The 22,423-nt window shown below is 45.6% G+C and carries 21 protein-coding genes, 3 tRNA genes and 1 rRNA gene; 10 read left to right on the forward strand and 15 right to left on the reverse strand.

Annotated elements, in window-relative coordinates:
• The first annotated feature begins 3 nt into the window (after positions 1–3).
• Complete coding sequence (gene cysM / locus KXJ80_RS07565; protein ID WP_218738084.1) at positions 4–882, forward strand: cysteine synthase CysM; 879 nt, start codon at positions 4–6, stop codon at positions 880–882.
• A 135-nt stretch (positions 883–1,017) separates the two neighbouring features.
• On the opposite strand, the gene KXJ80_RS07570 is transcribed toward cysM, so the two are convergent.
• Positions 1,018–1,554, reverse strand: a complete 537-nt coding sequence (locus KXJ80_RS07570; RefSeq protein WP_099457610.1) for a DUF4136 domain-containing protein — start codon at positions 1,552–1,554, stop codon at positions 1,018–1,020.
• A gap of 147 nt (positions 1,555–1,701) precedes the next feature.
• On the opposite strand from KXJ80_RS07570, the gene KXJ80_RS07575 reads away from it, so the two are divergent.
• Positions 1,702–2,010, forward strand: a complete 309-nt coding sequence (locus KXJ80_RS07575) for a DUF1289 domain-containing protein (RefSeq protein WP_037429746.1) — start codon at positions 1,702–1,704, stop codon at positions 2,008–2,010.
• A 42-nt stretch (positions 2,011–2,052) separates the two neighbouring features.
• Here KXJ80_RS07575 and KXJ80_RS07580 read toward each other — a convergent pair whose 3' ends face one another.
• From KXJ80_RS07580 to KXJ80_RS07600, 5 genes are all read right to left on the reverse strand, one after another.
• The gene (locus KXJ80_RS07580; RefSeq protein ID WP_099457611.1) at positions 2,053–3,318 is read right to left on the reverse strand and encodes an ATP-binding protein; all 1,266 of its coding nucleotides are present in this window, start codon (positions 3,316–3,318) and stop codon (positions 2,053–2,055) included.
• Positions 3,319–3,326: 8 nt separating this feature from the next.
• Positions 3,327–4,040 carry a winged helix-turn-helix domain-containing protein gene (locus tag KXJ80_RS07585; protein WP_011073412.1) on the reverse strand — a complete coding sequence of 238 codons (714 nt, stop codon included), beginning with the start codon at positions 4,038–4,040 and terminating at the stop codon, positions 3,327–3,329.
• Positions 4,040–4,432 carry a DUF3019 domain-containing protein gene (locus KXJ80_RS07590; RefSeq protein ID WP_080612404.1) on the reverse strand — a complete coding sequence of 131 codons (393 nt, stop codon included), beginning with the start codon at positions 4,430–4,432 and terminating at the stop codon, positions 4,040–4,042. Before KXJ80_RS07590 ends, KXJ80_RS07585 begins: the two co-directional genes overlap by 1 nt.
• 26 nt (positions 4,433–4,458) lie before the next feature.
• Positions 4,459–5,322, reverse strand: a complete 864-nt coding sequence (locus KXJ80_RS07595) for a MipA/OmpV family protein (RefSeq protein WP_218738085.1) — start codon at positions 5,320–5,322, stop codon at positions 4,459–4,461.
• A gap of 348 nt (positions 5,323–5,670) precedes the next feature.
• Positions 5,671–5,907 carry a hypothetical protein gene (locus tag KXJ80_RS07600; protein ID WP_037421337.1) on the reverse strand — a complete coding sequence of 79 codons (237 nt, stop codon included), beginning with the start codon at positions 5,905–5,907 and terminating at the stop codon, positions 5,671–5,673.
• A gap of 718 nt (positions 5,908–6,625) precedes the next feature.
• Here KXJ80_RS07600 and KXJ80_RS07605 point away from each other — a divergent pair.
• Positions 6,626–7,195, forward strand: a complete 570-nt coding sequence (locus KXJ80_RS07605; RefSeq protein ID WP_047537352.1) for an acetate uptake transporter — start codon at positions 6,626–6,628, stop codon at positions 7,193–7,195.
• 82 nt (positions 7,196–7,277) lie between these two features.
• Here the strand turns inward: KXJ80_RS07605 and KXJ80_RS07610 are convergent, their stop codons facing one another.
• From KXJ80_RS07610 to KXJ80_RS07620, 3 genes are all read right to left on the reverse strand, one after another.
• Entirely contained in the window at positions 7,278–7,748 is a 471-nt protein-coding gene (locus KXJ80_RS07610) for a YcxB family protein (RefSeq protein ID WP_037421331.1), read from the reverse strand.
• A gap of 170 nt (positions 7,749–7,918) precedes the next feature.
• A complete protein-coding gene (locus KXJ80_RS07615) occupies positions 7,919–8,335 on the reverse strand; it encodes a VOC family protein (protein ID WP_218738086.1) in 417 nt (138 codons plus the stop codon).
• Positions 8,336–8,385: 50 nt separating this feature from the next.
• Positions 8,386–9,000, reverse strand: a complete 615-nt coding sequence (locus KXJ80_RS07620; protein ID WP_218738087.1) for an NADPH-dependent FMN reductase — start codon at positions 8,998–9,000, stop codon at positions 8,386–8,388.
• 146 nt (positions 9,001–9,146) lie between these two features.
• Between KXJ80_RS07620 and KXJ80_RS07625 the strand changes: the two genes are divergently transcribed.
• Both KXJ80_RS07625 and KXJ80_RS07630 read left to right on the forward strand, forming a co-directional pair.
• Entirely contained in the window at positions 9,147–9,767 is a 621-nt protein-coding gene (locus tag KXJ80_RS07625) for a helix-turn-helix transcriptional regulator (RefSeq protein WP_218738088.1), read from the forward strand.
• Between the two features lie 14 nt (positions 9,768–9,781).
• On the forward strand, positions 9,782–10,504 hold the full coding sequence (locus KXJ80_RS07630) for a pseudouridine synthase (RefSeq protein ID WP_047537344.1): 723 nt from the start codon (positions 9,782–9,784) through the stop codon (positions 10,502–10,504).
• A gap of 285 nt (positions 10,505–10,789) precedes the next feature.
• Here the strand turns inward: KXJ80_RS07630 and KXJ80_RS07635 are convergent, their stop codons facing one another.
• From KXJ80_RS07635 to KXJ80_RS07655, 5 genes are all read right to left on the reverse strand, one after another.
• On the reverse strand, positions 10,790–12,415 hold the full coding sequence (locus KXJ80_RS07635) for a methyl-accepting chemotaxis protein (RefSeq protein WP_218738089.1): 1,626 nt from the start codon (positions 12,413–12,415) through the stop codon (positions 10,790–10,792).
• Positions 12,416–12,576: 161 nt separating this feature from the next.
• Positions 12,577–12,663 (reverse strand) — tRNA-Leu (locus tag KXJ80_RS07640).
• Between the two features lie 42 nt (positions 12,664–12,705).
• Positions 12,706–12,792 (reverse strand) — tRNA-Leu (locus KXJ80_RS07645).
• A 56-nt stretch (positions 12,793–12,848) separates the two neighbouring features.
• A tRNA-Phe gene (locus KXJ80_RS07650) sits at positions 12,849–12,924 on the reverse strand.
• A 219-nt stretch (positions 12,925–13,143) separates the two neighbouring features.
• Positions 13,144–13,905, reverse strand: coding sequence for an outer membrane protein assembly factor BamD (locus KXJ80_RS07655; protein ID WP_011073401.1), 762 nt, complete (start codon positions 13,903–13,905; stop codon positions 13,144–13,146).
• Positions 13,906–14,027: 122 nt separating this feature from the next.
• On the opposite strand from KXJ80_RS07655, the gene rluD reads away from it, so the two are divergent.
• The 3 genes from rluD to clpB all read left to right on the forward strand — a co-directional run bounded on the left by rluD (position 14,028) and on the right by clpB (position 18,467).
• Positions 14,028–14,999, forward strand: a complete 972-nt coding sequence (gene rluD, locus KXJ80_RS07660; protein ID WP_011073400.1) for a 23S rRNA pseudouridine(1911/1915/1917) synthase RluD — start codon at positions 14,028–14,030, stop codon at positions 14,997–14,999.
• Positions 15,000–15,002: 3 nt separating this feature from the next.
• The gene (pgeF, locus tag KXJ80_RS07665; protein ID WP_218738090.1) at positions 15,003–15,776 is read left to right on the forward strand and encodes a peptidoglycan editing factor PgeF; all 774 of its coding nucleotides are present in this window, start codon (positions 15,003–15,005) and stop codon (positions 15,774–15,776) included.
• A 117-nt stretch (positions 15,777–15,893) separates the two neighbouring features.
• Positions 15,894–18,467, forward strand: coding sequence for an ATP-dependent chaperone ClpB (gene clpB, locus KXJ80_RS07670; RefSeq protein ID WP_037421313.1), 2,574 nt, complete (start codon positions 15,894–15,896; stop codon positions 18,465–18,467).
• A 166-nt stretch (positions 18,468–18,633) separates the two neighbouring features.
• Here clpB and KXJ80_RS07675 read toward each other — a convergent pair whose 3' ends face one another.
• The gene (locus KXJ80_RS07675; protein WP_037421312.1) at positions 18,634–19,095 is read right to left on the reverse strand and encodes a DUF4124 domain-containing protein; all 462 of its coding nucleotides are present in this window, start codon (positions 19,093–19,095) and stop codon (positions 18,634–18,636) included.
• Between the two features lie 91 nt (positions 19,096–19,186).
• Between KXJ80_RS07675 and pssA the strand changes: the two genes are divergently transcribed.
• Positions 19,187–20,005 (forward strand): CDP-diacylglycerol--serine O-phosphatidyltransferase, encoded by an 819-nt coding sequence (pssA, locus tag KXJ80_RS07680; protein ID WP_069454401.1) that lies wholly within the window; start codon positions 19,187–19,189, stop codon positions 20,003–20,005.
• A gap of 692 nt (positions 20,006–20,697) precedes the next feature.
• Positions 20,698–22,240: ribosomal RNA gene (locus tag KXJ80_RS07685) — 16S ribosomal RNA — on the forward strand.
• The last annotated feature ends 183 nt before the right edge of the window (positions 22,241–22,423 follow it).

The raw sequence follows: 22,423 nt of genomic DNA on the forward strand, positions 1-22,423 counted from the left end.
CCTGTGTCTGACTTTATGACTATTGAAGCCTGTATCGGGCAAACGCCCCTAGTTCGTCTGCAACGGTTGGATTGCGGGAGCTCTACGGTACTGTTAAAGCTAGAGGGCAATAATCCTGCTGGCTCGGTAAAGGATCGTGCCGCACTGAATATGATTAACCAGGCGGAGCTTCGCCAAGAAATCGCCCCAGGTGATACTTTGATTGAAGCCACCAGTGGTAACACTGGGATTGCCTTAGCGATGGCCGCAGCGATTAAAGGCTACAAGATGATCCTGATTATGCCGTCGAATTCGACTCAAGAGCGTAAGGATGCCATGCAGGCTTATGGCGCCGAGCTGCTGCTGGTGGACAATATGGAAGCTGCGCGTGATTTGGCCTTAGATCTTCAGGCTCAAGGCAAAGGTAAGGTGCTGGATCAGTTCAATAATCAAGATAACGCAAATGCGCATTTTCTCACAACTGGCCCAGAGATTTGGCAGCAGAGCCGAGGCAAGATCACTCACTTTGTTTCCAGCATGGGTACCACAGGTACCATTATGGGTGTGTCGAAATACCTAAAAAGCCGCAACCCCGATATCACCATTGTCGGGCTACAACCCGCTGATGGCAGTTCGATTCCAGGGATTCGCCGCTGGCCGCAGGAATATTTGCCGGGTATTTTTGATGCCGCCCGTGTCGATGCCGTGATGGATATAGAAGAGCAAGATGCCAAAGCAATGGCAAGAACTTTAGCGCGTGAAGAAGGTATTTGTGCTGGCGTGAGTTCTGGCGGCGCGGTATTTGCAGCGCTTGAGATAGCGAGGCAGAATCCGGGGGCCGTTGTGGTTGCGATTGTGTGCGATAGGGGCGACCGTTATCTGTCATCTGGGTTATTTTCTTAAGCCGCGTTTTATCCACTGATCCTCGCATTTGGGATTTCTTCTGCAATAAAAATGGGCGTGTATCGCCCATTTTTATCACTTATTGCTTAAGCCCTCATAGTTTCAAGCATCGCTTAAACCATCATGACCCAATGATTATGGCTGCGGTGGAAACTGCGCCAAAATCCGGCTTACCGCCTTAGCGGTGTCTTGGGCTTTTTTATCGCCGCCCGCATCAAAATCGAAACTATCGGTACCGCGCCAAATCAGCTTATTGGTTTTAGCATCGATAATATCAATTTGAATGGTTTGAATTTTTGCTGTGTCACTGCCAAGAGGCACGCCAACGCTGGTGCCTATGCCAATGCCGCCAGAACGGCCAAAACTGCCCGTGCCTAAGCCTATAGATAGACCTGAGTCTTTAGGCTTGTCTTGGGTCAGTAAGCCATAGGCGACTTTAAAATCGGGGGAAGAAACATTTTCGGTAAAGCCTTTTTGGCTTAATTGCTGGGTGATTTCGGTTTGAATACGCTGGGCACTGAGCGGATCGTCGTTGGGCTGTGGAGCAAGCTGCGAGAAACTCTGCAATGCCTTAAAGTTATAATTGAGATCGTAATCGTTTTTCGGCTTAGTGCTGCAAGCACTTAAAAAGACCGTGGCGATGAACAAACTGGCGATGTATTTGTATCTCATCATTGCACTCCAAATTGTACGAACAGTATTCAATGTGCCTTGATTAACAGTAAGACTGCAAGTAATTTAGTGAAAAGTGTTTGATTTTTGTTAAGTATAGAAGGTCACACATTTTACGTACTTAAACTGGCAGAGTAGCCCAAGATCATGGAACAGTTAGCCTTTTTCGATATTCCTAGCCCTTGTATCGGTGTATGCCAAACCGATGCGCGGGGCTATTGTAAAGGTTGCCTGCGCAGTCGTGATGAGCGGTTTAATTGGTTGCATTTTACCGATGCAGAAAAACATGATGTGATCCGTTTATGTCATCAACGGAAACGTCGGCGGGAGCTGGCCTTGTATAAGGCGCGTCAGCAAGCGCTTGAGCAGGAGAGAGCGGCGCTTAATCCACAGCTTGATTTTGCGCCACAGACCGCCGCAGAGTTGGATTTAGGCGATCTTGCTCTCGACGAATAATCTCAATGAGCCTTTTTGATAAGATGATACAAACTAGAGGCGCTAAATTTCCCGCTTTTTCGGCCAGCTTAAGGTGAAACGCGTCTGGGCTGGATGGCTGGTGACATTGACCTCACCCTGATGACGCTGCATGATCCGCTTGATAATCGCTAAACCTAAACCATGTCCCTTATTGCCATTTTGCACCGATTGGCTGCGGTAAAAGGGCTCGAACACTTTAGGTAAATCCACCTCAGGGATAGGCTCTCCATCATTGCTCACACTTAGTGTTACCCGTTGCTGGGTTTGGCTGACTTCAATCAAGATTTGATGGCGAGCAAAACGCTGTGCATTGGTCAGTAGATTTTGCAGTGCTCGCTCAATCAATGCTGGTTCGCCAAATAAGGGCAGGGTATCTATATCTGTATGCAAGGTTATTGGGGTTTCACTCAATGCACTTAAACGTTTAATGGATTGATTAATCAAGGTGATAAGATCGTATTCATCTAGAGGCATTTCACGCTGGGATTCTAAACTGGCGTAGGTGAGTAATTCTTGCAGTAGGTTTTCCATTTCCTTAATGTCGAGCTGCATTTCATTGAGAAAATCCTGACGCTTTTGTTCGTCAGAGTCAGGTTGGCAGTACATGGGCATTAAGGCGAGGGCGAATTTAAGTCGCGCAAGGGGCGTGCGAATCTCGTGGGAAACCGCATTAGACAAATGTTTTTGGTTTTCAATCAATGCGCTGATATGCCTCGCCATTTCATTAAAGGTATTGGCTAAGGGTTTTACCTGAGAGCGGTTCGAGAGATTGATGCGAGTATCCCATTTGGCTTCGCCAAAATCCTTTGTGGCCTTACGCAATATGCTTAAGTCCCGCGAGAGTGGTCCAACCCAAATCAAAGCGACGAGTGCGAGTGACAAATAGAAAAACAGAGTGAATAAATTACGCAGATCGGCTCTGGGGTCTATCTCGATAGGACCCGCCATTAATACTTGTTCACCTACCTGAATAAACTGGAATTGTTCGCCCTCACTGGTTGTGGTGGTGACTACATGATTGGGTGTCAGAACTTGATCTTTCGCCAGTGCAATTTGATCTGGACTGAGTAGATTTAACGGCAGCTGATTATCGGTTGTGAGTGCTTCTAAGTAATCGTGGCGACTCTCCTCTGGAAGCTGAGTCAACAGCTGGGCAAATGCAACCAGAGGAGCATCTAAGGGATTATTTTCATCTACATTTTTCTTCCATAGGCTGTCCAGTGTCCAGCCTATGCCCAGAAAACTGAGACTCAGCAGTAAATATAAGCTGATAAAGAGACGTTTCACGGGAGTTCTTAGTTGTTCCAAGCCTCAGGGGCGAAGAGATAGCCTTGTCCCCAAACGGTTTTGATTCTGAAGGGGGTCTCAATATTGTCGTTGAGCTTTTTGCGAAGTCTTGAGATCCGCACATCGATCTTTCTGTCTTTACCATCAAAATCAATATTGAGCAGTAATTGATAGATATATTGACGACTCAGTACTTGTCCTGCCTGTGATGCCAGTAACCACAGGAGTTCAAACTCATGGCTGGTGAGGTCGACTTCTTTGTTGTCGAGTCGAATTGCATGGGTATGGGGATCGATACTGAGTTTACCAAAAGTCAGGCAATGGGATTCGGCCTGAGGCGGTTGGTTTTGGCGGCGTAATAGGTTGTTGATACGGGCAACCAGCAGGGCAGGATCAACGGGTTTAACCACATAGTCGTCGGCACCGAGTTCTAGTCCCTTGATCTGATCTTCGCTCGAGCCTAAGGCACTCATCAACAGGATCGGGCCAGCAAAGTAATCGGGTAACTTTTCGCACAGGCTAAGGCCATCAATTCCTGGCAACATAATGTCTAGCAGGATGATATCAGGCTTATAGTTGATTAAGCGGGTTAACACTGTGTCGCCACGACGCTCTACTTCAACGTGCATGCCGTGGGATTTCAAATAATCTACGATTAAATTCGCAAGACGGACATCATCTTCAACCAATAACACTCTGTGGGGTGATTGTGGATTCGTCATTAAAATAAACTCCAAGGGTTACGGTAACGTCTGCGCACCTGAGGCTGCGAGGTCGACGTGATTTTTAATTTGGCTCCAGCCAGTGTTTGGTTGGTATCCTTACTGACCAGAACAAAGTGAATATCGTTTAGCGTACTGACATTCAATGTGATTTCATGTTGTTCTAGCGATTCGCTGCACCATTTAGGATAGGCATTGTTGTCAGATAAGATACAAACCAGCTCATTTTTAGCGAGTTGCCACTGCAACTCTACACGGATTTCACAGGCTTGGTTTTCATCCCCCGTGATACAGATTTCAGGGGTCAGTTTTAATTTTGACTCTTCATTTGGAGCGGCAAGTGCATGAGTCGGTCCCATTAAGCTAACGCTTAGACCGAATATGCATAGCATCCTAATATGAAGGGGCGTCACTCTTGTTAAAACCTATACGCTGCGCCAATAAAATAAGTGCTGCTATAGTCTTGATTGAGCAAGGGACTGGCGGCTATTTCATCTGCAATTTGTGTGTAGCGGAACGCAAAGAGCATATCCCAGTTATCAGTTAAGATATAACGGGCTGTCATTTCGACCCCTTTATTCCAGCCAGCATCAGCATGGTAATGTTTGCTCCAATAATCATTTTCACTCGGGCGTACACCATAGTAATAGTCGACGACGTTGGTACTTTTCCAATCAAATACGAGTGACATATCCATTACCCAGCGGGTTAAATGCCAACCATAGGTCCATTTAATTTGCGCTTCAGCGCCTTGATGCACATCAAACATATCATGGGTGTAGGCTAACCTAACTACGCCTAATGGGGTATAAATAAATGCTTCAGCGCCACCTAATAACGTAAAGTTACGCGATTCTAAGGAATTAAACACGGGTTCGGGTTCACTGCTGAGAACTGTCTTGGTCGAGAGCATTCTCGCCCCATCCTGTGAACTTCGCTCCAAAAAGATATTCGAAGGGTCCCAGCGATAGAAATAAGCTCTATCCATGCTATAGCTGGTCACTAAGTTGACGCTGAAATATTGCTGCTCAACTAAGCTATAGCCTAAGTTACCGTTATCAAAAAACCAATGGTTACCATAGTAAGCTACAGTTGGGATAAAAAAGACCGGAATATCATCAAAATCCCTAAGAGGGTTGGTTTTTTGTCCCCAACCGACCGCCACGCCTAAATCCCAGTTGCGCATTTCAATACATTCATCTTTAGTGACGCACGGTTCTTTGGCCATTCCAATTGAAGGTAGGCTAAGCGCGGTGAGTAAGATTAATAATGTTCGATACATGATATGCGTTCGGATTTAATGACAGTCGGTAATGGGCAACAGATTAGCATTTTATGCTTAATTCCACAGTGCTTTCACCTGAAGGGATGCAAAATGATACAGATATCATACAAATAGCATATATGTAGATCTCGTAATCAATTGAAAGACATCATAAAAGCATAAAATGCACTTGCTTAGCGCTTTTGTCGACGTTGGTGTGTTGTATTTATACTGTTTTGCTTTTTGGGTGTTGGTGTTACTAATTTGGGTTGGTGCAGCAAATAAAATGCCATTCATTGTCGGAATGGCATTCGTAAAACTCGATGAAGCTTGATTACAGCCAGGAGCTAAAGGAAGTAAAACCGATCAGTTGAGTTCTTTTAGTGTCTGATAGCCCATTTCTGTTAGCTGGTCATTCACGCAGTCGAGGACATATTGTTTAAGCTCGGCATTTTCAATCTGATCTTCAGATGCCATCTGTTGGCATACTTCGGTCAGTTGAGCGATATCATTTGCAGGTGCAGGAGGAAGTGTTGATTCATCGGCAAAGCTAGCAAAACTGATTAGCGCCGACAGGGTGATAACAGCTGATAACGTTTTCATTTTATTTCCTTTAGTTATTGATAGTTAACAACAGCCTAACTGGTTTCCCATCATGCCGCTGCGTCAACAGATAGCAATTTATCATTGCTATTATTTTTTAGATATAAATAATTTTTCACTCATTTTGTAAGCTATTTTTTGTCGAATTATCATGGTTGTTTTATGGGCAAGCTTAAGTGCCTAAGCCAGCCAAAAATACCGATCTCATCCTTCGTAAACCGCGCGAATCCCCCTGATTTTCAACTACCAAGCTGAGCTTATTTTACTATGACGTTCTTACCACCCTTAAGTTTCATCATCCTGAGCAGCATATTTGTAATTAATATGTTTAAAAATAGACTTATCTCAACTTTGGTCTATTTATGGGATGAAGTTAATCTTTTTGATGGTTTTTACGGATTACTAGAGAGTGCATTTGTTGATAGGAGTGTAGAAAGTTTGAACTATAGCAAAATTGCCCTATAAATAAGATTTGGCGCACTATTTTTACCCATGTGTTATAGATATTTGAATCTTAAGAGATTAATTTTTAGCCTGTAGATTTTTTTATTTATTAATTTTTTATCTTGATGATTTTAATGGTTAATTTGTTTATTTGTTATGATTATAAGATTTAGATTGTGATCTTCTTTGTTGTTATCTAAACTTCGCCGCTTTTTATCGAACTATAAGTGCAAATTATTGTACTGAAATTTACTTATCATTTTGGGGACTTTCTGTGTCGACAAAACTGGCGAATCCGGCTCCATTAGGTTTAATGGGCTTTGGTATGACGACTATCCTGCTAAACATTCATAATGCAGGGTACTTTCCGATTGACTCGATGATCTTAGCTATGGGGATTTTCTATGGCGGACTGGGTCAAATTATCGTGGGCATTATGTGCTTTATGCGTGGTGATACCTTTGGTACAACCGCCTTTACCTCTTACGGCTTATTCTGGTTGACCTTAGTTGGGCTTATTTTAATGCCAAATGCTGGGGTTGCGGCGAGCCCAACCTATTTTATGGGATGGTACTTAACCCTTTGGGGAATTTTTACAGCCTTTATGTTTGTGGGATCGCTACGTTATCCAAGGGCTAAGCAGTTTGTGTTTGCTTCGTTGACGATTCTATTTTTCCTTCTGGCGGCGAGAGATTTTACTGGCAGTGCGCTTATTGGCACCATCGCGGGTTTTGAAGGGATTATCTGTGGTGCGAGTGCAATTTACTTTGCCATGGCGCAAGTGCTTAATAATGAATATGGCCGCACTATTTTACCGATAGGCGAGCTTAAAGCTAAGGTCTAACTGAGTTCTTAGTTTATGCAAAAGGCTGAATCATTCAGCCTTTTGCATTTTTGACGGGTCAGTAATGTTAAAACTTACGACATCAGATTTTGGTTTGGATAAATGCAATACAGGCATTATCTAGACTACGGTTAGAGATATAGCTGGTCCCCGTTTTATGGGTGATTAGGAACCCTTTATCCGTTTGCACAATACGATAAATATCCGTCCAGAGAATTTGAGCGTTTACATATTGTGATTTTGTGTGGATACCTTGCTCATCAACGATAAGGGTGACTTCATTATTGGCGGCTTTGCTCATCATTTGCCGCATCAACCACCACGCTTTGTTGTATTTTACATTTAATGCTTCAATCACCCCGAGCCCAACAAAGAAATAGGCCAGATAGAGGCTGACATCCGCAAAAATCAGCGCAATGCCAATGAGCCCGAAACCTATGGCTTTATAATAAGGTTTGAGAGTGGGATCGGGTTTGACGGACTGGGTATAACACTCGTCAAAATGCGCTTTATCTAAAATGTAAGTTGTGGAATAACAATAGGGTGTGGTCATGTCTTATTTACTAATCAAAAGTTTAATTATCTAAAGCCGGATAGCGCGCTAGTTTAGCGGGTTAGCTGCGTAAAGTAACGATTTTTGGGATAAGTCCGCAGTAGCGATACGGCGCAAAATACCCTGTTATCGTACCTGCGCCCGTTCCTGCACCTTAGTTTGCTTATGACTTAATAGCGGTTTCGCTCTGCGGGAATATCACTCAGATACTCAACAAACTCGACTTCAAATCCATGGGCATCGAAAAAGTAGATATTGCGGCGATAGGGATCTTCCATGCCATCTTTGGCTATCGGAAAACCAGCTTGGGTTAGCCTTGTTATCACTTCATCTAAATCACTCACCACAAAGGCAAAATGAGCTAAGCCAATTTGATGACCCGTTAAGTCGCGGTTTTCCCCTTCACCGTTATCGCTAAAGGCAATGTATTGATAGTCATCGCCAAAATGAATCCAATTGCGCGGCTTGCCGTACCAAGTCCCTTTATCTCCGCCACGGACACGCCAATGTGGGAAGGCGGCTTGATAAAAAGTGAGTGCTTTAGGGATATCGTCGACGACTAGGTTGATGTGCTCTAAATGGATCATAATGCGTTCCTTCTAATGATTTTAGTCAGTGTGATTCACATCCAAGCTGCTTACATACCGTAGCAGTATTCCTGCTGCTTGGGGTAGGGTTGATGAACATGGCGTTGGCGTATCGGCGCTAAGGCTTGGGCGTATTGATGCAACATAAATAGGCTATATTGCACTCTTTCCCTGAGGTTGATATCCCGCGTACCTTGGGGCGTAGCGTTGAGTACATTCTCGACATTACGGATGATCAAATGGTCGGGAATCGGTACTAATTTATTGTTTTTGAGTGCATTCATTTTGACTTCTACAATGGGGTAAGCACCGCTAATGCCGCTGCAAACTGAAATCAGCAACACCGGCTTATGGGCAGTTTCCTGACGACTACACATCAATAGGAAGTTTTTAAGCAGTGGCGATGCCATTCCACCCCATTCGGGCGTAATCAAAACGAGGGCATCCGCAGCATCGACTCTTTGCTCTATATCAGGCCAATGTTCGCCCTTGTTGTCTTCTTCACCGTCCCAAAAGGGCAGGTTGAACTGGCAAAGCTCTAAATGATGGATAGCGTCGTAACCGACACTATGGGGCGATAAAAAACTGGTTTCGGCTATGTATTTCGCGACTTTAGCGCTTTGGGAGTGGGCTCTTTGACTGGTACTGATGATGAGCAAGTTCATTATGTAAACCTATTTGTTTATAAATTATTTATAAGGTAATTACTTTATTTAATCTTGTAAAGGATAAAATAAATAAAAAACTTTATTTATTCTGTTAAAAGGTAGGCGATTGAGGGATAATCCGAGGCGAAGAGCGGAGAGCGCATATGAAAACTACTGATAAGATTATTCAATTACTCAAATTGCATGGCCCGTTAACGGCTAAGACCCTAGCGGAAGAGCTTGCGTTGACCACTATGGGCGTCCGGCAGCATTTGCAAGCCTTAGAAGAGGCGGGTGATGTCGATATTGAAGACAGAGTTGAAGGCCGCGGACGGCCAACTCGATATTGGGGATTAACGGAGCAGAGTAGAACCCACTTTGCCGATCGCCACAGTGAGCTTAGTTTGCAATTTATTGATTCCGTAAAAACGATATTTGGTGATCAGGGGTTGGATAAACTGATTGAGCATAGAGAGCAAACTGCTATGCAGCAGTATCGTAGCGCGTTGCAAGGTATGACGGATATTACCAGCCGTTTAACTAAATTGGTGGAGTTACGTACCCTCGAAGGCTATATGGCGACGCAGGAACAAGCGTATGGGGTGTTCTGGTTACTTGAGAATCATTGTCCAATTTGCAGCGCAGCGACGAAATGCCAAAATTTTTGTCGCTCCGAACTACAACAATTCCAGCAGTTATTTGCCGATATCGCTACTGTAAGCCGTGAAGAGCATATCATCGACGGCGCTCGTCGCTGTGCCTATCGCATTGCGCCTTTATCTTAGAGCAGGATGGTGTGATGCAATCAAAACGCGGTCGTCTCGATAGATACCTAGCTGTTAAGTTACAAATTCACCGTAAAGCCGTGCGAGAACTCTTGCTGGCGGAGCGAGTATATGTGGATGGCACGCCTGCGAAAGCGCTCGATCTGCTGGTGGATGAATTTTCCCACATTGTGTTTGATGGGCAAGTCTTACAGGCCAACCAGCCCGTGTACTTGATGTTGCACAAGCCCGTTGGGGTAGTGAGTGCGACCAAAGACAAGGAGCACCGCACTGTGATTGATTTACTCGATTGCGAAGCTCGCCATGAGCTGCATATTGCTGGGCGGTTAGATTTAAACTCATCGGGTTTATTGTTACTGACCAATGATAGTCGTTGGTCCGAGGCGTTAATGTCACCCGAGCAAAAAGTGGATAAAGTGTATCGAGTGACTTTAGCCAATCCCTTGAGTGAGGACTATGTCGCGGCATTCGCGCAGGGCATGTATTTTGGCTTTGAAGATATCACCACACAGCCTGCAAAGTTGACTATCCTCGACACTCATATTGCAGAGGTTACTTTAAGGGAAGGGAAGTACCATCAAATCAAGCGGATGTTTGGTCGTTTCCGTAATCCAGTGGTGGGATTACACCGCCTTTCCATTGGTGAGATTATCCTGGATAAACACTTAAGCCCTGGTGATAGCCGGATGTTGACTGCACAAGAAGTCGCCTCTATCTATCATTCAAAAATGAAGTAACTCGAGACGGTGCATAAAGCGCTGATATACACTTAAAAACATAACCTCTAAGAGCATGTTGACGTTTTGAGATTAAATTTCGTTCTGGCTTGCTCATTAGGTTAAGTAAAATAGCGATACTGCGCGGACTTTATCTTGCATAGATCGTGAACCAAAGGGTTGCAAAAATAATCCTGAAACGTCAATACACCTCGGCATACGATTGTTTGAAGGACGCTGTAACAAACACGTAAGGATAACATTAGTCTGGCACAGCACGGCTACGGCTGTGCCAGTGAAAATGTGTTAGAGCCTGAATGCACTGACTTGATTACGCATGCTGCTAGCCAGTTTGGTTAGGTTTATAACAGACTCGCTGAGCTCATGTGCTGAGCGAGTCGAGTCATCGGTAATATCACTGATCGCAATAATGCTACGGTTAATACTTTCGGCCACACTACTTTGCTCTTCAGCCGCAGTCGCAATATGGGCATTGAGCTCAGCAATGTTATCTACTGACGTTACAATTTCTTTTAAGGCCTGACCTGCTTCATTGGCTTTATTATTGGCATCATCGACTTGTTTGATACCAACTTCCATTGCATTAACAGCTTCTTTAACCCCTTTTTGTAGCGTTGCGATCATCGCTTCAATTTCTTGGGTGGACTTTTGAGTTCGTTGAGCTAGCGTTCTGACTTCATCGGCGACAACGGCAAAACCTCGACCCTGCTCGCCTGCGCGAGCAGCTTCGATCGCAGCGTTTAATGCCAATAGGTTGGTTTGTTCGGCAATACTCTTTATCACATCTAAAACTCGACCAATACTTTGGCTTTCATTGGATAAAAAGCCAATGACTTGCGCCGTTTTTTGGATTTGTTCTGAAAGTTGAGACATGCTGCTAATTGAGTCAATAACGATACGGTTACCATTCGCCGCATAAGTATCCGCATCCTTTGCCGAATCCGCAGCGGCTGAAGTACTCTGCGCGACCTCTGCCACAGTCGCCGTCATTTCATTCATTGCTGTTGCAGTTTGTTCAGTTTCAGCTTGTTGCTGTTGCATGCGTTTATTGGTTTCTTGAGTAAAACTACTTAGCTCGGTCGCGGAGCTATTAACCGTATTTGCTGCTTCAGCGATGGAGTGCAAAATCCCTCTCAAATGTTCAATAACTTGAGTGAGGCTAGTCGAAATAAGTCCGAGTTCATCATCATTAAAAGTACGGAATTTAACTGTGAGATCGGAGTCTTGGCGGATCGTTTTTAAATTGCGCACAATATCATTGATGGGATTCATCACACTGCGATTAACCCAAAGTCCAATCAAAATACTGATCAGCATTGCAAGCCCTGCAAGAGTGGCAAAGATGGCAATCGATGAGTGATAAATCTCGTTAGCGGTAGCTCTTTCCTGACCTGCAATTTTGATTTGTAGTGCGATAAGTTCTGATATTTTGCCACTTATCGGATCGATTGCTTGGTAAAGCGGTAATATTTTGTCATTCAGTTGGTAAGCTACATCGCCATTCCCCCCCCTAAGATATGAAATGAGTAGCTCAACTTGTTGATTAGCTGGTAAAAATAACTGTTCAGCTTGTTGTGCAAGTCGAGATTCTTCTTGGGTAAGTTCAGTTGCAAGGTATTTGGGCCAGTACTGATTGATCGTTTTGCTGGCATTTTCAAGCGCATTAGCCGCTTGCGAAGCGCTAAATCCGCCAGCATTGGCTTTATTGATCGCGTCAATTACATCAACGGCATATTTATCAGCGATAACCTTAAGATCGTCTAAAGGAACCACTCTGTCGTTATAGATACGCTCGACGCCATATTCGATTTTTCCCATCATATAAATGGCGATAAAACCAATGGTTACTAGCATTAGGAGCGGCACGAGAATGCCAATAAACATTTTTTGTTTTATTTGAAGACCATTCATATGGATTTCCTCAGTATATTCAGGGAGGCTTTTAGGCAGAGCTCGAGCAGTCCATGATGAGTCTGTATGAATAGTTATAGCAAATATGCCAAATGAGGTTGGTGATTTAAGGAAATAAAATTGCACAAACAAAAAAACCTCGCTTAGCGAGGTCTTTATGTTGGTACAGATGAGAGGACTTGAACCTCCACGCCCGCAAGGGCACCAGCACCTGAAGCTGGCGTGTCTACCAATTCCACCACATCTGCATTGGTATTCGACAGGTTGTCGAATTAAGTTGAATCGCAATTTGGTACAGGTGAGAGGACTTGAACCTCCACGCCCGTAAGGGCACCAGCACCTGAAGCTGGCGTGTCTACCAATTCCACCACACCTGCACTGTACTTTAATTGCAATCCTTTAACACTGGTCGCTAAGGCAACCAACTTAAAGATGGTGCCCGAACCCGGAATCGAACCAGGGACACGAGGATTTTCAATCCTCTGCTCTACCGACTGAGCTATTCGGGCGACGGGCGCAATTTAAAGGCTTTTCGGCTTTTGAGTCAACTGATTTTTACTAAATAATGTAAAAAGTGATGCGGTTGGGTAAGTTTTACTCGAATAGTGTATTTATTGAGTCCTAGCGGGAATGACAAGAGAAAATACTCAGTGCCACTTAAAGGGAATAAACGTAAAAAATGTCCGTAGAAGACGAAAAAATGCCCCTCTAGAAAGGGGCATTTCGACTTAGTTTGATAAGATTTCATTGTTTGGGAAGTTAGCTTGCATTACCATTAGCACGTTTTGCTTCAGTTGGTTCTGACCTAACTCGCCATAAGCTTCTGCCATAATCTCCAGTGCTCGCTCAGTTGATGGTGTACCGGGATATGTTTCTAACACAGATTGTGCACGAACAGCAGCAGCACTCCAAGCGTTCATTTTGATATAGTATTCAGCAACTTGAATGGAATATTTCGCTAAACGGTTTTTTAGCGACAGCATGCGTTTTTGTGCATCAGCGGCATATTTGCTGTTGGGATAGGTTTTGATTAGACGGTCAAAATCCTTAAAGGCATCTTGGGCATTTTTCGGATCACGATCGGTTCTATCGATATTCAACATATCGTGGAAAAGATAGCTATCCGCCTGCATATTGACGAGTCCTCGCATATAGTAGACATAGTCGATATTGGGGTGCGTTGGGTTGAGACGGATGAATCTGTCAATGTTAGCAATGCCAGAGGCAACATCGTCCATTTTGTAATAAGCATAAATCAGATCCAATTGAACCTGAGTTTTATGTGGTCCGAACGGGAAGCGAGAGTCTAGCGCCTCCAATGAACGGACAGCTTTAGAGTAATTGCCAAGCTCCATGGAGGTTCTTGCCTGAGAATAAAGCTCGTCAGGTGAGGTTTTGGCGGCAATATCGTTATCTTCAGGACTGCTACTACAGGCTGATAACGCTAGTGAAAATAGGACTAAGGTTAAGCCTTTGGAGAATTTATACATACTTGAATTCAATTCTTTATAAGTTGTAGTTAAGAATTTTTCCATTTCACGATAAAATAGAAAGCATTCGATTGTAACAGATAGCACACATTTTTTGACCCCAAAATGGGGATACGGTTCCTATGACACAAGAGATTAATCTAAAAAGCGAGATTTCGGCAACACAAACTGGTTTGAGATTGGATCAAGCACTGGCTGAGTTGTTCCCTGATTACTCGCGCACGCGCATCAAGGAATGGATCCTATCTGATGCAGTCTATGTTGATGGCGTAATGGTAAACAAGCCGCGCGAAAAGGTTTTTGAGCTGCAGCAAATCGAAATTAACGCCACGCTCGAAGAAGAAGTGCATGCGGCTGCGCAAGCCATTGAGCTGGATATTGTCTATGAAGACGATGATATCCTAGTGATCAATAAACAAGCTGGCTTAGTAGTTCACCCCGGAGCAGGCAATGCCGATGGTACGTTGATGAACGCATTGCTGCATCACTGCCCTAATATTGAGCACGTGCCACGTGCGGGTATTGTGCACCGTTTGGATAAAGACACCACAGGTTTGATGGTGGTGGCCAAAACAGTTGAAGCCCAAACCCATTTAGTGGCCGCATTGCAAGCCCGTGAAATCACCCGTGAGTACGAGGCGATTGTCCTCGGTACTATGACGGCGGGTGGCACTGTCGATGAGCCGATTGGCCGTCATCCGACAAAACGTACCCATATGGCGGTGCATCATTCGGGTAAACCCGCGGTGACCCATTATCGTGTGGCGGAAAAATTCCGTAATCATACCCGTTTAAGATTACGTTTAGAGTCTGGACGTACTCACCAAATTCGTGTGCATATGGCGTATATCGGCCATGTGTTGGTGGGTGATCCTGTTTATGGCGGCCGTCCAAAACCACCCAAGGCAGCAAGTCCTGAGTTTTTCGAGATTTTGAAAAACTTTAAACGCCAAGCACTGCACGCGGTGCGTTTGGAATTAGCGCATCCTGTGACCTGTGAAATCATGAGCTGGACGGCGCCGATCCCAGAAGATATGGTGATTTTGACTAAAGCACTGCGTCAAGACACTTTAGAACATCCGATCGAGTACTAACTGATGTTGATGCACGATTGGCCTGTACCTGATAATGTGGCAATAGCAATGACCGACCGCCATGGTGGTGTGAGTCTTGCCCCCTACGACAGTCTGAACTTAGGATTGCATGTTGGAGATATGCCGCAGCAGGTATTGGCTAATCGTGGCATGTTGGCAAAGCAGTTAGGGCTTGCGACTGAGCCTGTGTGGTTGGAGCAAGTCCACGGTACTCGAGTGGTTGATTTGGCCGATATCGCCCCAATTAATCTTACTCAAGACGCTCAATCAGAGTGTGTGTCCTTGCAAAATACGCCACCTTTGGTCGCCGATGCCAGCTATACCGACCTCGCTGGACGGGTTTGCGTGGTGATGACCGCTGATTGCTTGTCGGTGCTTTTGTGTAATCAACAAGGGACTGAAGTTGCTGCTGCCCATGCCGGTTGGCGCGGACTGTGTGATGGGGTGATTGAGGCAAGTGTGGCTAAGTTTGCCTCTAAACCGAGTGAGCTGATTGCCTATTTAGGACCCGCGATTGGCCCTAGCGCTTTTGAAGTCGGTGCCGAAGTGCGTGCCGCCTTTATGGCAAAAGATCCTAATGCGGAAAGTTGTTTTATTGCGCGAGGCGATAAATACCTTGCCGATATTATCGGATTAGCCAAATTACGCTTAAAGCAACAGGGTATTACACAGATCCACAGCGCCGATATTTGCACTGTATTGAACCAGGATTATTTCTCCTATCGCCGCGATAAAATCACTGGTCGTATGGCTTCCTTGATCTGGCTTAAATCTTAAGTTTATTCCCCTATAATTTGTATTTATTTCTAGCCATCTAGCTTGAAATTGGTCAAATAGCCCCCATCTTTTAACTAACAAAATGCTGTACCTTATTTGTGAGTTTTAGGAGGCTGTATGCGACTCGATCGTATGACTAATAAATTTCAGCTTGCCATCTCAGATGCCCAGTCGTTAGCACTTGGGCGTGATCATCAGTTTATCGAACCGCTACATTTGATGATGGCGCTGCTCAACCAGGATTCTGGTTCTATCCATCCCTTATTAACCCAAGCTGGCATTCGGGTGAGTGCGCTGCGCTCGCTCTTGAGCCAAGAGCTTGAACGTCTACCGCAGGTCGAAGGCACTGGCGGCGATGTACAATTATCCCAAGGGTTAATTCGTTTATTAAACCTGTGCGACAAGTTGGCGCAAAAGCGCAAAGACAAATATATCTCCAGTGAGTTGTTCGTTCTTGCGGCGCTTGAGGGCAGCGATGCGTTAGCACAATGCCTTAAGAAATCTGGTGCGACCAAAGAGCTAATGGAACAAACCATTGAGCAAATGCGTGGTGGTCAGAATGTGGATGATCCTAATGCGGAAGACCAACGCCAAGCGCTGAAAAAGTTTACCGTTGATCTTACTGAACGTGCCGAACAGGGCAAACTCGATCCTGTCATTGGCCGTGATGATGAAATCCGCCGCACCATTCAAGTGCTGCAACGTCGTAGCAAAAACAACCCTGTGCTGATTGGTGAGCCTGGCGTGGGTAAAACCGCGATTGTTGAAGGTCTTGCTCAGCGAATTGTGAACGGTGAAGTGCCTGAAGGGATTAAAAATAAACGCGTTTTATCCTTAGACATGGGCGCACTGATTGCGGGCGCTAAATATCGTGGTGAGTTTGAAGAGCGTTTAAAAGCTGTGCTTAACGAGCTGGCGCAGGAAGAAGGCCAAGTGATCCTCTTTATCGACGAGCTACACACAATGGTGGGCGCGGGTAAAGGCGATGGCGCCATGGATGCGGGCAATATGTTAAAGCCTGCACTGGCCCGTGGCGATCTTCACTGTGTGGGCGCGACCACTCTCGATGAATATCGTCAATATATTGAAAAGGATGCCGCCCTTGAGCGTCGTTTCCAAAAAGTATTAGTGGATGAGCCAAGCGTTGAAGACACCATTGCGATTTTACGTGGCTTGAAAGAGCGTTATGAGCTGCATCACCATGTGGAAATTACCGATCCGGCGATTGTAGCGGCGGCCACTATGTCGCACCGTTATGTGTCGGACCGTAAATTACCCGATAAAGCCATCGACTTAATTGACGAGGCGGCGTCGAGCATCCGTATGCAGATGGATTCTAAGCCTGAATCCCTCGACAGATTGGAGCGCCGTGCTATCCAGTTGAAACTGGAAGAGCAGGCATTGGCCAAAGAAAACGATGAGGCGAGCCGTCGTCGACTCGAACATTTACGTGTCGAGTTGCATGAAGTTGAGGCTAAAGCGTCGGAGCTTAATGAAATCTGGCGCACCGAAAAAGCGGCGTTGGCAGGTACTCAGCATATTAAAGCCGACCTTGAGCAAGCGCGGATGGATTTAGAAGTCGCGCGCCGCGCCGGTGATTTAACGCGTATGTCCGAGCTGCAATATGGCCGTATTCCAGAGCTTGAAAAGCAATTGGACTTGGCATCGCAAGCTGAAATGCAGGATATGACACTGCTGCGCAATAAAGTTACTGACTTAGAAATCGCCGAAGTGTTATCAAAGGCGACGGGTATTCCGGTTTCTAAGATGCTAGAAGGCGAGCGTGAAAAACTGTTGCAAATGGAAGTGGCACTGCATGAGCGTGTGATTGGCCAAAACGAAGCTGTTGATGCGGTCGCTAATGCGATTCGCCGTAGCCGCGCAGGGCTTGCGGATCCTAACCGTCCGATTGGTTCTTTCTTGTTCTTAGGACCAACTGGTGTGGGTAAAACCGAGTTGTGTAAGTCGTTAGCTAAGTTCCTATTCGATACAGAATCGGCCTTAGTGCGCATCGACATGTCAGAGTTTATGGAAAAACATGCCGTTTCACGTTTGGTTGGTGCTCCTCCTGGATATGTTGGTTATGAAGAGGGCGGTTACTTAACTGAAGCGGTTCGCCGTAAGCCTTATTCAGTGATTTTGCTCGATGAGGTGGAGAAGGCGCACCCAGACGTGTTCAACATCTTGCTGCAGGTGCTGGATGATGGCCGCTTAACCGATGGTCAAGGCCGTACCGTCGACTTTAGAAATACGGTGATCATCATGACCTCAAACTTAGGCTCTGACATTATCCAAGAAGGATTCGGTCACTTAAGTTATAGCGAAATGAAGAGCGCGGTGATGAATGTGGTGACCCATAGCTTTAGACCCGAGTTTTTAAACCGGATCGATGAGTCTGTGGTATTCCATCCCTTGGATGCAGAAAATATCAAGCATATTGCTTCTATCCAAATTGCTTCATTGCGTAAGCGTTTGGCAGAGAAAGACTATACGCTGGAGATCACCGACGAGGCATTATCATTGATTGCCGAAATTGGTTTCGATCCAGTCTATGGTGCAAGACCTCTGAAACGAGCCTTGCAGCAAGAGATGGAAAATCCATTAGCGCAAAAATTACTGCGTGGCGAGTTACTGCCCGGCAAACCTATCAAGGTCAGTTGCGCTGGTCGTGAGCTGGTATTTGAGCAATAATTTACGACAATCTTTGCCGTGCAAAATGCTGCTTAACCTAAACAAAAAAACCGAAGTCTTGGACTTCGGTTTTTTTATGCCTATATCGGTTATAGATAAAATAGCGGTTAGCAATAGTGTGGTTGCCATCAAGATTTTTAGTAGTGTCTATAACAAACTCTGGGCGTTATTTTTTATTGCAAAATAGTTTGATCCGCTGTTGATTCTCTGTAATTGCCGCTTGGCGCTCTTCTTCTGTCATCGCGACAGGTTCTTTATTACCGTCTTCTTGGCGGGTGAGTTTTGTATGGGTCGTTAACACATCTAAATTATGTTTAGCGTTTTCACAAATTGCTTCTGCTTGCTTGGCATCTTTCTCTTTAATTAAAGCTGCCGATTTTTCGGACTCAGACATTTCAGGAGGCGCTTCCTTTTTAATGGGAGCTATATAGCCAATTTTACTTGGTTCAAGATCATTGCTATTCAACTGCTGTGCTTGTTGTTCCTGAGTCGGTGGTTGTTGACTGTAATGAGTCACCCCGTTCTTATCGACCCAAGTGTAAATAGCGCCCGCCAGCACGGGTTGTGTGAGCAGCACTAGGCATACAAAACCTAAAAATACCACGCTCAAATTTGTTTTCATTAACATAAACATCATCCCTTAGGGCACCCATCGACATGATAGTAAAATATGCTATCTTGAAGCCTACTTCCATTCCTGCTCATAGCTTTATAAGTGTATGCAAAATTCTTCTAATCAAACAGTAAAGAATAAGGGTATCTATTTACTGCCCAATTTATTCACAACCGCAGGCTTGTTTTCCGGTTTCTACGCTGTGATTGCCTCGATGAATGCCAACTTTGAAGCGGCAGCAATCGCGATTTTTGTGGCTATGATCTGTGACGGTCTTGACGGACGAGTGGCACGGCTGACGAATACTCAAAGTGACTTTGGTGCTGAATACGACAGCATGGCGGATATGGTGTCCTTTGGCATGGCTCCAGCACTGCTCGCCTATAATTGGGCCTTGGCGGATTTAGGTAAAATCGGTTGGTTGGCGGCGTTTATCTATTGCGCAGGAGCTGCATTAAGGCTTGCACGTTTTAATACCCAAGTCGGTGTTGCGGATAAACGTTACTTCCAAGGTTTAGCAAGTCCTGCTGCTGCGGCCGTTATTGCCGGCAGTATTTGGCTTGGTAATCAGTACAATCTCGATGGTAAGAATATCAGTTGGATTGCCGGATTGATTACAGCAATCACGGGGTTATTAATGGTGAGCAATTTCCGTTATCACTCTTTCAAGGAGATTGACTGGCGCGGCAAAGTGAACTTTATCGCCATCCTATTCGTTGTGGGTGTATTTGTTGTGGTTTCGGTTCAGCCAGCTTTAATCCTCTGCATTGGTTTTTATCTCTACGCCATCTCGGGGCCTGTGATCACTATTCGTACCGTGAGAAAGCTAAAAGTAGCCCATATTGTGGGTGATGGAGAGCATGAAAAGGAACAAGAAACAGCAGAGGGCACCAAGGGTTCAAAAAGTTCTACGGATAATCCTTAGTCCGACAGTTCCTACATTCTCAATCTTTTATGCCATGTTAGTTCTACGGTTCAAGAGTCGCCATTCCCTATTCTTGAACCGTTTCTCTGCACCGGACATACTCATCTATATATGTAAAAGTTTTAAAGCGCCCTTTCTTAAGGCTATTCGATCTATAGAATTTCCTGCACATCCTTTCTACATATGCCAAACTTACCAGCCGAAGTGAGAAAAATAGCAGCATATCCACCCAATACTTGAAGATTTGTTGGTTATTTGTCCATTCGGCAGGTTTTGTTAAAAAAGCGCTTGCACAAAAAATTTCGCTGCCTATAATGCGCATCCACTGACACGGCAGACAGCGAAAGCGAGCGCGGTTACAGTGCGAATCGAATGCAAATTGTGCAGTTGATTCGAAAGCCTCAAGAAGTTTGTAGAAACGCTTTGACGCGACAAGGGAAATGCGTAGAATACGCAGCCCTGACCTGCTGAGCGGTAACGCGAAGTGAATGGTCAAACGCTCTTTAACAATCTAAACAAGAAATCTGTGTGGACACTCACAGGTGTTGAGTTAATCGAAATTACTCTGCCGTTTGGCGAGTAATCAAAGAATTAAATCAATGAATGAGTGTTCATAGCAATATGTACAACGACTTATTAAGTTAAGTCGATTCAGAATTCATTGAGTCGTTTCTTCGGAAACAACAAAACTTTAATTGAAGAGTTTGATCATGGCTCAGATTGAACGCTGGCGGCAGGCCTAACACATGCAAGTCGAGCGGCAGCACAAGTAAGTTTACTTATGAGGTGGCGAGCGGCGGACGGGTGAGTAATGCCTAGGGATCTGCCCAGTCGAGGGGGATAACAGTTGGAAACGACTGCTAATACCGCATACGCCCTACGGGGGAAAGAGGGGGACCTTCGGGCCTCTCGCGATTGGATGAACCTAGGTGGGATTAGCTAGTTGGTGAGGTAATGGCTCACCAAGGCGACGATCCCTAGCTGTTCTGAGAGGATGATCAGCCACACTGGGACTGAGACACGGCCCAGACTCCTACGGGAGGCAGCAGTGGGGAATATTGCACAATGGGGGAAACCCTGATGCAGCCATGCCGCGTGTGTGAAGAAGGCCTTCGGGTTGTAAAGCACTTTCAGTAGGGAGGAAAGGGTGAGTCTTAATACGGCTCATCTGTGACGTTACCTACAGAAGAAGGACCGGCTAACTCCGTGCCAGCAGCCGCGGTAATACGGAGGGTCCGAGCGTTAATCGGAATTACTGGGCGTAAAGCGTGCGCAGGCGGTTTGTTAAGCGAGATGTGAAAGCCCTGGGCTCAACCTAGGAATAGCATTTCGAACTGGCGAACTAGAGTCTTGTAGAGGGGGGTAGAATTCCAGGTGTAGCGGTGAAATGCGTAGAGATCTGGAGGAATACCGGTGGCGAAGGCGGCCCCCTGGACAAAGACTGACGCTCATGCACGAAAGCGTGGGGAGCAAACAGGATTAGATACCCTGGTAGTCCACGCCGTAAACGATGTCTACTCGGAGTTTGGTGTCTTGAACACTGGGCTCTCAAGCTAACGCATTAAGTAGACCGCCTGGGGAGTACGGCCGCAAGGTTAAAACTCAAATGAATTGACGGGGGCCCGCACAAGCGGTGGAGCATGTGGTTTAATTCGATGCAACGCGAAGAACCTTACCTACTCTTGACATCCACGGAAGAGACCAGAGATGGACTTGTGCCTTCGGGAACCGTGAGACAGGTGCTGCATGGCTGTCGTCAGCTCGTGTTGTGAAATGTTGGGTTAAGTCCCGCAACGAGCGCAACCCCTATCCTTATTTGCCAGCACGTAATGGTGGGAACTCTAGGGAGACTGCCGGTGATAAACCGGAGGAAGGTGGGGACGACGTCAAGTCATCATGGCCCTTACGAGTAGGGCTACACACGTGCTACAATGGCGAGTACAGAGGGTTGCAAAGCCGCGAGGTGGAGCTAATCTCACAAAGCTCGTCGTAGTCCGGATTGGAGTCTGCAACTCGACTCCATGAAGTCGGAATCGCTAGTAATCGTGGATCAGAATGCCACGGTGAATACGTTCCCGGGCCTTGTACACACCGCCCGTCACACCATGGGAGTGGGCTGCAAAAGAAGTGGGTAGCTTAACCTTCGGGGGGGCGCTCACCACTTTGTGGTTCATGACTGGGGTGAAGTCGTAACAAGGTAGCCCTAGGGGAACCTGGGGCTGGATCACCTCCTTACCTATACGACTAACTCGATGTTTGCTGAGTGTTCACACAGATGGCTTGTTGAACTTCCTGTAAGGGAAGGGAGAGCGACATGCACCGCGAGCCGGTATGCATTGTTCTTTAACAATTTGGAAAGCTGATAGTAATTAATACAATGATGTCTGTCGTTGTGTTAATACGAAAAAATTGAGTTCT

Source organism: Shewanella xiamenensis, assembly GCF_024971755.1.
GTDB classification, from domain to species: Bacteria; Pseudomonadota; Gammaproteobacteria; order Enterobacterales; family Shewanellaceae; genus Shewanella; species Shewanella xiamenensis.

Bases quoted from the DNA above. Each gene is read 5' to 3' on its own strand.
- KXJ80_RS07570 (WP_099457610.1), bottom strand. From the start codon at position 1,554: ATGAGATACAAATACATCGCCAGTTTGTTCATCGCCACGGTCTTTTTA.
- KXJ80_RS07575 (WP_037429746.1), top strand. From the start codon at position 1,702: ATGGAACAGTTAGCCTTTTTCGATATTCCTAGCCCTTGTATCGGTGTA.
- KXJ80_RS07585 (WP_011073412.1), bottom strand. From the start codon at position 4,040: ATGACGAATCCACAATCACCCCACAGAGTGTTATTGGTTGAAGATGAT.
- KXJ80_RS07590 (WP_080612404.1), bottom strand. From the start codon at position 4,432: ATGCTATGCATATTCGGTCTAAGCGTTAGCTTAATGGGACCGACTCAT.
- KXJ80_RS07595 (WP_218738085.1), bottom strand. From the start codon at position 5,322: ATGTATCGAACATTATTAATCTTACTCACCGCGCTTAGCCTACCTTCA.
- KXJ80_RS07600 (WP_037421337.1), bottom strand. From the start codon at position 5,907: ATGAAAACGTTATCAGCTGTTATCACCCTGTCGGCGCTAATCAGTTTT.
- KXJ80_RS07610 (WP_037421331.1), bottom strand. From the start codon at position 7,748: ATGACCACACCCTATTGTTATTCCACAACTTACATTTTAGATAAAGCG.
- KXJ80_RS07615 (WP_218738086.1), bottom strand. From the start codon at position 8,335: ATGATCCATTTAGAGCACATCAACCTAGTCGTCGACGATATCCCTAAA.
- KXJ80_RS07620 (WP_218738087.1), bottom strand. From the start codon at position 9,000: ATGAACTTGCTCATCATCAGTACCAGTCAAAGAGCCCACTCCCAAAGC.
- KXJ80_RS07625 (WP_218738088.1), top strand. From the start codon at position 9,147: ATGAAAACTACTGATAAGATTATTCAATTACTCAAATTGCATGGCCCG.
- KXJ80_RS07630 (WP_047537344.1), top strand. From the start codon at position 9,782: ATGCAATCAAAACGCGGTCGTCTCGATAGATACCTAGCTGTTAAGTTA.
- KXJ80_RS07635 (WP_218738089.1), bottom strand. From the start codon at position 12,415: ATGAATGGTCTTCAAATAAAACAAAAAATGTTTATTGGCATTCTCGTG.
- KXJ80_RS07655 (WP_011073401.1), bottom strand. From the start codon at position 13,905: ATGTATAAATTCTCCAAAGGCTTAACCTTAGTCCTATTTTCACTAGCG.
- rluD (WP_011073400.1), top strand. From the start codon at position 14,028: ATGACACAAGAGATTAATCTAAAAAGCGAGATTTCGGCAACACAAACT.
- pgeF (WP_218738090.1), top strand. From the start codon at position 15,003: ATGTTGATGCACGATTGGCCTGTACCTGATAATGTGGCAATAGCAATG.
- clpB (WP_037421313.1), top strand. From the start codon at position 15,894: ATGCGACTCGATCGTATGACTAATAAATTTCAGCTTGCCATCTCAGAT.
- KXJ80_RS07675 (WP_037421312.1), bottom strand. From the start codon at position 19,095: ATGTTAATGAAAACAAATTTGAGCGTGGTATTTTTAGGTTTTGTATGC.
- pssA (WP_069454401.1), top strand. From the start codon at position 19,187: ATGCAAAATTCTTCTAATCAAACAGTAAAGAATAAGGGTATCTATTTA.